Here is a 12548-nt window from a genome sequence, read left to right as displayed (position 1 = left end):
ATGCGTGAATAATGCAACGAATAACCCGGATTTCAATTGATCATAATGATTCAACTAAGTTGGCTTTATTGGAGCAATACTCCTTAATGTTATCGTTGTTAAAACCGCATTTGACAGAACGCACTTTTTCTATTTTTGCTATACCTAAACTTATGAGTAACAATGACTATTTAGGTTGGTATACTCATCTTGAAGGGCAACCGATATTAATTGATCATGTTGCAGATGAATCGCATAAGCAAAAAATAAAAGATACATTAACCACGCGAATTAATGATATTGAAACGGCGATTAAATCAATTCCTTTAAATGATGAACAACAAAAATTGGTAGCTTTATGGTTGCCTAGAATAAAAAATTTAGCCAATCAAATTTTTGTTATTAATGATGAACCCATTATTATTTTCGATCTAGCAAAACCCGTTTTATCGCAACCGGTTATTCCCCCTGTTACGGTTTCAAAATCATTTTGGCGTTGGTGGTACTGGTTAATTTTGGCATTGCTATTACTAGGATTATTGAGCCTATTGTGGTACATTTTTTATCCATCTTCACCAGAAAACAAGGTGCAATCTGTACCTGAGTTAATTATTATTCCGCCAGTATTAGTCAATAAACCTGAACCTGTATCTAAGCCGGCACCGGTAGTGGAACCTCCGAAAGCGCCGCAAGTTGTCGCTACGCCAGAACCTGATCCCGTACCTGCTATAGAGCCAGAGCCTATCATTAATACTCAAGAAGTACCCAAAGTTAAACCAAAACCTAAGGTTAAAAATCCGCCTAATTGTATCACTCAAGATGAGATAAAGAACAATCCAAATCCATCGAAAATGGTTATTGTGTTTGATAATTCCCTATCGATGACTGCAACTTTAGCTGAATCGCCAGCAGAAGTTGAGCAATTTTTTCAATACCTGTCTTATGGTTATCCTCGTAATATGTCCGAACAGGAAAAAGTTGATTATCAGAAAAAAATGACGCGTTTACCCAGTCGTTTATCGACAAGTAAAAGCGTAGCGTTATCGAGTATCGATAAAATACAACCCAATATTGGTATATCGCTTGTCACGTTAAATCGCTGTCCGGCGGCAAATTTTACGCAATTTTATGATTATGCTGGTCGTAGTATTTTAAAAAATAATATCACCAGACTTAATCCATCAGGTGCAGGTGGGGGTGGAACACCACTTTATAGTGGACTTGAAAAAGCGAGTAGTATGTTAGATGGTGTGAATCGTAATGATTATATCTTGATCATCAGTGATGGTGAAGATAGCTGTTCAAGGAATAATATTTGTACTTTAGCGAATTATATTTCGACGCAGAAACCAAAATTAAAAATTAACATTGTCGATATAGCAGGCGAACATAAAATTGATTGTGTTGCGGATATGACAGGAGGGAAGGTCTATATCGCTCAGAGTCCAAAAGATATGATTAAACAGATGAACAATGCGGTGTCTGATTTGAAAATAAATAGACCTGTTTGCCAATAAAGACAATAATAAAGTATTAAGGCATTAACTTATCTTACAAAATAAGGCTAATTTGCTTTAGCCATCACTATTAATCACTATAAAAAAACCAGATGTTTATCTGGTTTTTTGTTATCTGTAATAGGGCTGATAGGCTGTTAAAAATCAAGATTAGCCGCTTTTAGCGCATTTTCTTCAATAAATAAGCGACGTGGTTCAACTTCATCTCCCATTAAGGTAGTAAACAGCTGATCAGCTTCGATTGCATCTTTTATGGTCACTTGTAACATTCGACGGCTGGTTGGATCCATTGTTGTTTCCCATAACTGTTCTGGGTTCATTTCACCAAGCCCTTTATAGCGTTGAATGGTTAAACCACGACGAGATTCACGAATTAACCAATCTACTGCCTCTTCAAATGAGTTAACTGGCTGTTTGCGATCACCTCGTTGAATGAAAGCACCATCTTCCAGTAAACCTTTTAATTGCGCACCTAAATGACAAATATTACGGTATTCATTACTATGAATAAACACTTGATCTAATGCATAGTTATTATCAACACCATGTGTTCTTACTTTAATTATTGGCACATATAATTGTGTTTTATCGTTGTAGTCTGCTGAATAGCGATAACTGCTACCGTGTTGTTCTTTGCTGGCTAAATTATCAATAATGGTTTTAGCCCAATGTTGTGCTGATTGTTGATTCTGTAAAATACTTTCATCTAAAACATCATGATAAACCAATTCAGAAAGTAACGCTTTAGGGTAACGACGTTCCATTTTGGTAATGAGTTTTTCAACTTTTTGATATTCAGCAATCAGTTTTTCAAGCGCTTCGCCAGCAAGTGCTGGTGCATGATCATTAACATGTAATGAGGCATCTTCTAATGCTAATGCAATTTGAAATTGTGTCATTGCATCATCATCTTTAATGTATTGTTCCTGTTTGCCTTTTTTAACTTTATAGAGTGGAGGTTGTGCGATATAAACATAACCACGTTCAATAATTTCTGGCATTTGACGATAGAAAAACGTGAGTAATAATGTGCGAATATGTGAACCATCGACATCGGCATCGGTCATGATGATAATGCTATGATATCGCATTTTATCTGGATTATACTCATCACGACCAATCCCACAACCTAATGCTGTAATTAATGTTGCGACTTCTTGAGAAGAGAGCATTTTATCAAAGCGAGCTTTTTCAACATTTAGAATTTTACCTTTTAATGGTAAAATTGCTTGGTTTTTACGGTTTCGTCCTTGTTTGGCTGAACCGCCCGCAGAGTCCCCTTCCACTAAATAAAGTTCAGATAAAGCAGGATCTTTTTCTTGGCAGTCAGCAAGTTTGCCAGGTAAACCGCCTAAATCCAATGCGCCTTTGCGTCGAGTCATTTCACGTGCTTTACGTGCTGCTTCACGCGCTCTGGCTGCATCGATAATTTTACCGACAACAATTTTCGCATCAGAAGGATTTTCAAGTAGGTATTCGGTTAACTTTTCACCCATAACCGATTCCACTGCTGATTTAACTTCTGATGAAACCAATTTGTCCTTTGTTTGTGATGAGAATTTAGGGTCGGGAACCTTGACAGATACGACAGCAATAAGCCCTTCACGTGCATCGTCACCGGTGGCACTAATTTTTGCTTTTTTACTGTATCCTTCGCTTTCCATGTAATTGTTTAGTGTACGAGTCATAGCACCACGAAAACCGGCTAAATGGGTACCACCATCACGTTGAGGAATATTATTAGTAAAACAGTAGATATTTTCTTGGTAACCATCGTTCCATTGCAATGCAACTTCAACACCAATATTATCTTTTTCGGTACTAAAGTAGAATATTTTAGGATGAATTGGATTCTTATTCTTATTCAAATATTCTACAAATGCTTTAATACCACCTTCATAATGGTAATGCTCACTTTTACCTGTACGTTCATCAATGAGTTTAATAGAAACACCAGAGTTTAAAAATGATAGTTCGCGTAGCCTTTTTGCTAAATGTTCATAGACAAATTCAATATTGGTGAACGTTTTTGGACTTGGCCAAAAACGAACATAAGTCCCTGATTCAGTGGTTTCACCAATAACTTTAAGCGGTTCTTCTGGCACACCTAAATGATAGGTTTGCTTGTGTATTTTTCCTTCACGATAAATGACAAGTTCTAATTTATCAGATAAAGCATTAACTACCGAAACACCAACACCGTGTAAACCACCCGATACTTTATAGGAATTATCATCGAATTTACCACCAGCATGCAAAACAGTCATGATGACTTCAGCTGCTGAGATACCTTCTTCTTTATGTATACCCGTTGGAATACCGCGTCCATCATCACGAACGGATACAGAGTTATCAGGATGAATGATTACTTCGATATGGTTACAGTAACCTGCTAATGCTTCGTCAATGGCATTATCAACGACTTCAAAAACCATATGATGAAGGCCTGTTCCATCATCGGTATCTCCAATATACATACCAGGACGTTTGCGGACTGCATCAAGCCCTTTAAGCACTTTAATACTAGATGAATCATAAGAGTTAGACATGGATTTTTTGACCTATTTAATTTCTTTTATCGTTTCGTACAATTATGAAATTATACCAGATTTTATGTTAAAAATCTTATCATTTTCATCGATCATCTGGGTTATTTGGTCTCGGTTAACGGCTGTAATAAACACTTGTGAATTTGCAAGTTTTAAACGTTTTGCTAATAGATTTCGTTTATTGTTATCAAGTTCAGAAGCAAAATCATCAATTAAATAAATACATGATTGCCCGGTTTGTTTTGAATAATACTCACCTTGTGATAAACGTAAAGCACACATGAGTAGTTTTAACTGACCACGTGATAAAAGATCTTCAACGGGAATGTTGTCAACTCGCAATTTGATATCTGCTTTATGTGGACCTAGCGAGGTATAATTAAGTAATTTATCTCGTTCAAATTGCTTGTAAAGTATTTCTGCATAATCACTGCTGTGTTCCCAACCTTGATAGTACAGGCAATTTAATTGATATTCAGGTAGAAAATCTACACAGGTTTTTATAATTTTTGGAAAAATATGTTGAGTATAATCCGCTCTAATCTGGCTTATTTTTTCAGCAACCGGGACTAGCTGTTTATCCCAAGGTAATAGTTGGTTATAGTTATAAGATTGTTTTAATAACGCATTACGCTGTTTATATAATCGTTTTAAATTGTTCCAAAGATAGACAAATTCAGGGTAATGGTGAAAGCAGCCCCAATCGATAAAAGCTCGTCGATATTTAGGACCACCAGTGAGTAAATCAAAACCCTCTGGCGTAATGAGTTCAATAGGTAATAGTTTTGCTAAATCAGTGAGCCGAAAACCTTCATCACCATCAATTTTTATTTTGTTTTCATTATTGCGTGTTTTTGATAAGCCAATTGTGCGTGTTTGTTGATTGGCAGATTCAATTTGGCTAAATAAAATTAATTCAGGTTGTTCATGTTGTATAATTCGATTGGATTGAATATGTCTAAATGCCCGGCCATGTCCAAGCATGTATATTGCTTCAAGTAGGCTAGTTTTTCCACTACCATTATCACCAATAATGTAGTTAAAATGCCGAGATAACGATAACTCGGCATGATCAATATTACGAAAATGATGAATTTTGATTTGTGAAATTGTCATATAGTATAAAATAAGGCTTCCGACTGGGATCAGAAGCTAAGAGAAGTTATGATTATAAGCGCATTGGCATGACAACATATGTGGCAGATTGATCATTGATATCTTCAATTTGAACACTGGATGTTGCATCAGTTAATAAAAGTTGTACGCTATCACATCTTAGAGTATTTAATATATCTAATAAATAGGTGACATTGAAGCCGATTTCGAGCTCTGATGATTGATATTTAACATCAATTAATTCTTCTGCTTCTTCTTGTTCTGGGTTATTGGCCGTAATTTTTATCTGATCATTATGTACGTATAATCTTATTCCACGAAATTTTTCGTTGGATAAAATTGCCACGCGAGATAATGCATTTCTTAATTCATCACAGGATACTTCAAGTGGTTTATCTGGGTTTCTAGGTAATACGCGTTTATAGTCGGGAAATCTACCATCGATGAGTTTTGAAGTGAAGGTAAAATCGCCAAGATTAACGCGTAAATTATTATTACCAATTTGCATATTAATCAGTTCTTCATTATCGGCAACTAATTTTGCAAGTTCTATCACCCCTTTTCTTGGCATAATGACTGAGCAAGGGCTAGCAATATTTTGACCAATTGGTTGAGCACAAACGGCTAAACGATGCCCATCAGTTGCAACTGTCTTTAATAGACCGTCTTCAATTTCAAATAACATACCATTTAAGTAATATCTTACATCTTGATTAGCCATTGAAAATTGAACAGCATCAATAAGTCGTTTTATTGTTTTTTGCGGAACTGCAAGATCAACATCGCTTTGCCAATTTTCTAAATTAGGAAAATCACTAGCAGGTAAGGTCGCTAAGGAAAATTTACTTCGACCCGATTGAATTATTAATCGATTATCGTCAACGGTTATCGAAATTTGCGCATTATTGGGTAAATTTCGACAGATATCGAGGAATTTTCTTGCTGGAACTGTTGTTGCACCCGGTTCATTTGCTTCAGTTAAAGGTAAATGCGCAATCATTTCGATTTCAAGATCGGTGCCTGTCATTGATAAAGTATTATCGTTCACTTGTAATAATAAATTACCTAAAATGGGTAACGTTGGACGGCTACTTAAAGGTGCGCTGACAAGTTGCAGTGGTTTGATAAGTTTTTCGCGATCAATAATAAATTTCATAATGTTGATTCTTTTTTAAGTTGATAATGTTCGAATTAAATTGGAATAATCCTCTTTAATATCATTGTTTTCTTCTTTTAATTCTGCAATTTTTCGACATGCATGTAAAACGGTAGTGTGATCTCTGCCACCAAATCCATCACCAATTTCAGGTAAACTTTTATTGGTTAATTCTTTAGCTAATGCCATCGCAACTTGACGAGGTCTTGCTACAGAGCGAGAGCGGCGTTTAGATAATAGGTCTGATACTTTAATTTTATAATATTCCGCCACAGTTTTTTGAATATTTTCAATAGTCACAAGTTTTTCTTGCAATGCGAGTAAATCTTTTAACGCATCTTTAACAAAATCAATCGTTATCGCTTTACCTGTAAAATTAGCATTGGCAATGACTCGGTTTAATGCACCTTCTAGTTCTCGTACATTAGAACGTAAGCGTTTAGCAATAAAAAATGCTACTTCTTCAAGTAACTTTATATGATTTTCTTCTGCTTTTTTCATTAGTATTGCAACGCGAGTTTCAAGCTCTGGTGGTTCTATTGCTATTGTTAGCCCCCAACCAAAACGTGATTTTAAACGATCTTCAACACCATTTATTTCTTTCGGATAGCGATCAGATGTCAAGATAATTTGTTGATTACCTTCTAATAATGAGTTAAAAGTATGAAAAAATTCTTCTTGTGAACGCTCTTTATTGGCAAAAAATTGGATATCATCAATTAATAACGCATCGACTGATCGATAGTAATTTTTAAATTCTTCAATAGCATTATTTTGTAATGCTTTGACCATATCTTGCACAAATCGTTCCGAATGCATATAAACAACTTTTGCATTATTTTGTTCTTCAATTATTTGGTTACCAACTGCATGCAATAAATGTGTTTTACCTAAACCCGTTGATCCATATAAAAATAATGGGTTATAGGCTTTACCTGGGTTTTCTGCCACTTGTTTTGCCGCCGCGACAGCAAGTTGGTTAGATTTACCTTCTACAAAACTATCAAAAGTATGTTTTTGATTGATTCCTGAATGATAATTATAATTACTATTATTTTCTTTAGTTGTTTTCCATGCCGGAGCCAGATCAGCTTTCGGTTGTTCCTTTTTGACTTTTTTATCAATTGATAAAGTAGAGCCAACTTCAAGATATAACTTCAAAGAATCATTATTAAAATGTTTATTTAATAGTTGTGATATGGTTGTGAGATATTTATTTCGAACCCAATCGAGCACAAATCTATTTGGGGCATAGATGTAAAGTTTATTATCAACCATTTCCGCTTGCAATGGCCGAATCCATAAATTAAATTCAGTTGTCGGAAGTTCTTCTTGTAATTGAGAAAGACAATCTTGCCAAATAGCGGTAGGCACAATAACCCCTTTAATTATAATTACTAACAAAACAGAACTGATTATAATCTTTTTTGTGGGTAATTTATAGATCGAAGGTGATATATTATTTAGTTACTAACCAAATCTTATAAATAAAAAACCCGGCATCAGCCGGGTTCTAGTGATTAGGTCAATCAAAATTAATTGGTTGAGTCGATCACTTTCACTTCTTTAACGTTACGTGCTTTAACTTCAATTTCAACACGACGATCTGGTGCTAAACATGCTTTTAAGTCAGCGCCGCGAAGTGCATTACATTTAGTACCTGTAACTGGTTGAGATTTACCCATACCACGAGCACTAATTAAATCAGCTGGAACACCTTTTTCTACTAGGTATTTCATTACTGAATGTGCACGTTGTTCAGATAGTTTTTGGTTGTAGCTGTCTGAACCAATACGGTCTGTATGGCCAATTACAACGATTGCACTTTGAGTTGGGTTAATTTTAACAAGAGATGTTAATAGGTTATCAAGTGCTTGACGTCCTTCTGGTTTTAAATCAGCTTTTGCATAAGCAAATAGAACATCTTCGTTTAACACATAACGGTTTTCTTGAGTTTTAACTTCAACTTCTGGAGCAGCAACTGCTGGAGAACCTAAACGGTAAGTAATACCTAAAGTTAACAAGCCTGAATCAGGTGATGCATCACTTTTAGTATGAATATGTTGAGTGTATTGGTATTCTAAACGAGTAGAGAAGTCTTCGTCGAAGCGATAATCAAGACCTAATGCATAAACTGGTGATACATCAGTTTTAGTGCCGCCATGACCATAAACGTCTTTATACACACCACCATTTTTCCATTTAGCGATAGTTACCATACCACCAGCACGGCCATAAACATCTAAATCATCAGAGATGAATGATAATGGATAGCTTAATTTACCAGTTAAAGATACACCTTGTGCAGATACTTTACTGTGACCTAAATCATAGCTTTTACCTAGAAAACCAAATGATCTTTTATATTTAGCTGAACCTAGCCAGTCGTAACCTAATTCAAATGCTAAGTAAGGGTTAGCTTGGAAGCCAACGAATGCACCGCCAGCAACGTTGCTACGATCAGCAGTACTGATGCCAACAAAATCAGCACCTTTAACTTTATTTGCATCTAAGCTATAAAGTTCTCCCCAACCTAATTTAGCACCTGTATAAAAAGTGTTGTCTTCGTATGCTGCATTAGCTGCAGTAGCTGTTAAGCTTGCAACTGCGATTGCTAGAGCTAGAGTTGTTTTTTTCATTTTCTTGCCTCAACTTATATGTTGTTATAGACGTTGTTTAGTTTGTTTTTATTTAAGTTTATTTGAAATAAACTAATAATAATTTATCTTCAAGTAAATTATGCTATACATAATCTTTTGTGATTATAGCATACTTTATATGCAAAGCTAGAGTTTATAATACAACACTAAAAAAATATTTAAATAATATTATCAAATAATTTTGTTAATCACGAGTGTGAACTCATTAATGGTATTAGCTAAAACATTTGACATAATAATAAAATCAGCTTCGAGACGCTTATCAAATTCATCTGAGCCAATATCTTCATTTTCATCTAAAATGATAGAATCAAACTTGATTCTTTTTAACGTCAAATCACTGTGTACAATGAAATTCACACCTCTATCATCAATAATTTTCATTTTTGTGATCCATTTTCCTGAATCAAAATGAATTAGCATTTCATCGCTAGTGATGTCTTGATTTTTGCAACTAATAATGCCATTTCCTTCAAGCGGATCTTTCAATTCAGCTTGATCGCCTAATATAAAAGGTGGAAAGCTAAGTTTTTCTTTAGCCCAAGTTGTTAATATTTGTTCTAGCGGTTTATCAATTGATAACGGTGTTAAGGCAAGTGCACCTAACTCTTTACGTAAAATAGCTAAAATATCTTCAACTTGTTTAAAATTGCTACTATCGACAATGATACGTTTATTGTTGGTATCAATCCAAAGCCAATAGTGATTATATTTACTAAAGGCTCGAGGCATGAGATCAATCATGACTTCATCTTTTAATGTCGCTTTCTCATTTTTAGTTAATTTTCTACTTAATGTTTGCTCTTGTTTATCTATCTTTTCTAATAATGCTTGTTTTATAACTGGCGCAGGTAATATTTTTGTCTCTTTTTTTATACGTAGTAAATATTGGCCATTGATATCAATAATTAAATTATCTTGGTTATCATCACGATAAGGTGATACCCAACCTATTTTAGTGGTATCAAGGTTACCACAGGGTGTAAACAATTGGGATTTGACTGCTTTTTCAATAGTGTCTTTATTTAGTAAGGTGTCATTATTAAGTTGGTAAATAATGGCATTTTTAAACCAAAGCATGTTATTACACTTCCTAAGTTTTATTTAGGATAACTATTTTACCATAATTGTCGTAAATAAAGCGTACGATAATAATACGATTGACCTATTGTTTTATCATCAGCTTTAATTCTAAAACAGACCAAAACACTTAGAATTTATAAGATAATCCCATATAAACAGAAGTAATTGTACTGCTGTCTACCATTGGACTATCGGCAGCATCACCGGTTAATTTATCAACGTGAACACCACCAAAAGTAGCAATATTATCCGTTAATGAATATTGGGCGCCGATTTCAGCATAAGGGGTTACTGAACTATCAGCATTAAAATAACGTAATCCAGAGCGAGATGATTCTCTGTGAGACACACCATAGTAATAATCGTTATGTTTGCTGTTTGCCCAATTGATACCAATGGTTGGTACTATAACTAAATTACCCTCTAGGTAAGGTAAGCTATAATCAGCATTAGCTAAAATGCTGTTACTTTCATTAAGAACATCGGTACCAACACTACTAGAAAAACTGCCGAAGTCAGTATCAATTGAATATTCGATTTCTGCAAGTAGAGTAGAATGGCGAGTATCTAATTGTTTTAAGCGGTGATTATCAGAATCATGAGGTTTAAATTCATTAGCTAAATAGCGAGCACCAATTGAAAGACTTTGTCCATTGGCCTGATATGCATAAACACCTGCAGATAAATCATCGATAAAAAATACACCGTTATCATAATCAATATGTGGAACTGGATAAAGTTTCGAGCTGTAACTCTTATAAGGTGACGTTGCCCAACCTGCTCCAATTCCAATAGAAGTTGGATCAGCAGAAGCAATAGGTATGTATGCTAAAGTCATTAATGTAAATATATAAGCAGCGCAGCGCGATTTTTTCATTTTCTTTATACCCATTAAATTTGTAATGCCATTATCTGGTCGAATATTTTTGTTTTGGATTGAACTAAAAAGAATGGTCACAAAATCTATACATTAATTGTACATTGTAACAAACAAATTTCTTGAATAATAATGCCACATTTTATCGTATTTGAATATGGATTAGTGAGATAAATTATGAGTAAACCAACTTTAGAAATGATTAACAGTCGCCCTGATGATGTCACTCTATTGGCCGACGAAGCCAAATATTGCTCTTTTGGTGATACCGTCCATTATGTTGAACCGCCAAAAATTTTCGATGGCTGTGAAGGTAGCTACATGTACGACAAAGAAGGTAAAGCCTTTCTTGATTTACAAATGTGGTATTCAGCATGTAACTTTGGTTATGCTAATGAACGATTAAACAATGTTCTAAAAAAACAGATTGATACCTTACCACAGTGTGCAAGCCAATATTTGCATCCAACCAAGATCGAATTAGCAAAAACCATTGCTCAAGGTATGGAGCAGCGATTTGGTTATCAAGGTCGAGTGCATTTCAATGTTGGTGGTTCACAATGTATTGAAGATTCGCTAAAAGTTGTTCGTAATGCAACAGGCGGTAAGTCACTGATGTTTGCTTTCCAAGGTGGATATCATGGACGTACACTGGGTGCCTCTTCAATTACTTCAAGCTACCGTTACCGTCGTCGTTATGGACATTTTGGTGATCGTGCTATGTTTGTTCCATTCCCATATCCGTTCCGTCGTCCAAAAGGCATGACTGCTGAAGAGTATGGTGAACATTTAGTTGCTGAATTTGCGCGTTTATTTGAAACAGAATACCATGGCGTATGGGATCCAAAAGTAGGTCAAGCTGAATATGCTGCATTTTATGCTGAGCCACTACAAGCAACGGGTGGTTATATTGTTCCGCCACGTAATTACTTTAAAGGTTTGAAAAAAGTTCTCGATCAATATGGTATTTTATTAGTTGTAGATGAAATCCAAATGGGCTTTTACCGTACTGGTAAATTATGGTCAATTGAACATTTTGATGTTAAACCTGATGTGGTGGTATTTGCTAAAGCATTAACTAATGGTTTAAATCCATTAGGTGGTTTGTGGGCTCGTGAAGAGTTAATTAATCCTGAAGTGTTCCCTGTTGGATCGACGCATTCAACTTTTGCATCAAATCCACTAGGTACAGCCGTTGGTCTTGAAGTGTTAAAAATGACGTCTGAAACTGATTACGAAAAAATGGTAATGGATAGCGGTGCATATTTCCTTGAGGGCTTAAAAACACTAGAGAAAAAACACAAAGAGATTGGTGAAGTAGATGGTTTAGGTCTAGCACTTCGTGCTGAAATTTGTACTGATGATGGTTTTACAGCCAATAAAGCTTTGGTTGATAAAATGGTAGACATTGGTATGTCAGGCGATCTTGATTGGAAAGGTACGAAAATGGGCTTAGTGCTTGATATCGGTGGTTATTACAAAAACGTAATTACATTTGCCCCTTCGCTACACATTACTCGTCAAGAGATTGATCAAGGTATTGAATTACTGGATCAGTTAATTACTCGAGCTAAAAAAGAGCTTTAATCCATTATTTCTAAATTTTCCCGC

At 35.2% G+C, this 12548-nt stretch carries 9 protein-coding genes; 2 read left to right on the top strand and 7 right to left on the bottom strand.

The features are described from left to right. Nucleotides 1-11 precede the first annotated feature (11 nt). Nucleotides 12-1496: a hypothetical protein gene (locus J3U59_RS08230; protein WP_267333881.1), complete on the top strand. Its 1485-nt coding sequence runs from the start codon at nt 12-14 to the stop codon at nt 1494-1496. 137 nt (nt 1497-1633) lie between these two features. Here the strand turns inward: J3U59_RS08230 and gyrB are convergent, their stop codons facing one another. The 7 genes from gyrB to J3U59_RS08195 all read right to left on the bottom strand — a co-directional run bounded on the left by gyrB (nt 1634) and on the right by J3U59_RS08195 (nt 10937). Then, a complete protein-coding gene (gyrB, locus tag J3U59_RS08225; RefSeq protein ID WP_267333880.1) occupies nt 1634-4045 on the bottom strand; it encodes a DNA topoisomerase (ATP-hydrolyzing) subunit B in 2412 nt (803 codons plus the stop codon). Between the two features lie 42 nt (nt 4046-4087). Next, a complete protein-coding gene (gene recF / locus J3U59_RS08220; RefSeq protein WP_267333879.1) occupies nt 4088-5161 on the bottom strand; it encodes a DNA replication/repair protein RecF in 1074 nt (357 codons plus the stop codon). Between the two features lie 52 nt (nt 5162-5213). Further along, nucleotides 5214-6317: a DNA polymerase III subunit beta gene (gene dnaN, locus J3U59_RS08215; RefSeq protein ID WP_267333878.1), complete on the bottom strand. Its 1104-nt coding sequence runs from the start codon at nt 6315-6317 to the stop codon at nt 5214-5216. A gap of 15 nt (nt 6318-6332) precedes the next feature. Next, a complete protein-coding gene (gene dnaA / locus J3U59_RS08210; protein ID WP_267333877.1) occupies nt 6333-7691 on the bottom strand; it encodes a chromosomal replication initiator protein DnaA in 1359 nt (452 codons plus the stop codon). Between the two features lie 161 nt (nt 7692-7852). Continuing rightward, nucleotides 7853-8956, bottom strand: coding sequence for a porin OmpA (gene ompA, locus J3U59_RS08205; protein WP_267333876.1), 1104 nt, complete (start codon nt 8954-8956; stop codon nt 7853-7855). A 192-nt stretch (nt 8957-9148) separates the two neighbouring features. Next, nucleotides 9149-10057: a recombination-associated protein RdgC gene (locus J3U59_RS08200; protein WP_267333875.1), complete on the bottom strand. Its 909-nt coding sequence runs from the start codon at nt 10055-10057 to the stop codon at nt 9149-9151. A gap of 130 nt (nt 10058-10187) precedes the next feature. After that, nucleotides 10188-10937 carry a MipA/OmpV family protein gene (locus tag J3U59_RS08195; RefSeq protein ID WP_267333874.1) on the bottom strand — a complete coding sequence of 250 codons (750 nt, stop codon included), beginning with the start codon at nt 10935-10937 and terminating at the stop codon, nt 10188-10190. A 177-nt stretch (nt 10938-11114) separates the two neighbouring features. Between J3U59_RS08195 and J3U59_RS08190 the strand changes: the two genes are divergently transcribed. Then, nucleotides 11115-12524 (top strand): aspartate aminotransferase family protein, encoded by a 1410-nt coding sequence (locus J3U59_RS08190; RefSeq protein ID WP_267333873.1) that lies wholly within the window; start codon nt 11115-11117, stop codon nt 12522-12524. Nucleotides 12525-12548: the final 24 nt, after the last annotated feature.

This window comes from Gilliamella sp. B3783 (assembly GCF_026536125.1).
In the GTDB taxonomy this organism is placed as follows: Bacteria; Pseudomonadota; Gammaproteobacteria; order Enterobacterales; family Orbaceae; genus Gilliamella.
The sequence above is the reverse complement of the archived record's forward strand: the minus strand, read 5'-3'. Positions and strand labels throughout refer to the sequence as shown.

Coding starts and splice junctions, on each gene's coding strand:
- J3U59_RS08230 (WP_267333881.1), top strand. CDS start 12: ATGCAACGAATAACCCGGATTTCAATTGATCATAATGATTCAACTAAG.
- gyrB (WP_267333880.1), bottom strand. CDS start 4,045: ATGTCTAACTCTTATGATTCATCTAGTATTAAAGTGCTTAAAGGGCTT.
- recF (WP_267333879.1), bottom strand. CDS start 5,161: ATGACAATTTCACAAATCAAAATTCATCATTTTCGTAATATTGATCAT.
- dnaN (WP_267333878.1), bottom strand. CDS start 6,317: ATGAAATTTATTATTGATCGCGAAAAACTTATCAAACCACTGCAACTT.
- ompA (WP_267333876.1), bottom strand. CDS start 8,956: ATGAAAAAAACAACTCTAGCTCTAGCAATCGCAGTTGCAAGCTTAACA.
- J3U59_RS08200 (WP_267333875.1), bottom strand. CDS start 10,057: ATGCTTTGGTTTAAAAATGCCATTATTTACCAACTTAATAATGACACC.
- J3U59_RS08195 (WP_267333874.1), bottom strand. CDS start 10,937: ATGAAAAAATCGCGCTGCGCTGCTTATATATTTACATTAATGACTTTA.
- J3U59_RS08190 (WP_267333873.1), top strand. CDS start 11,115: ATGAGTAAACCAACTTTAGAAATGATTAACAGTCGCCCTGATGATGTC.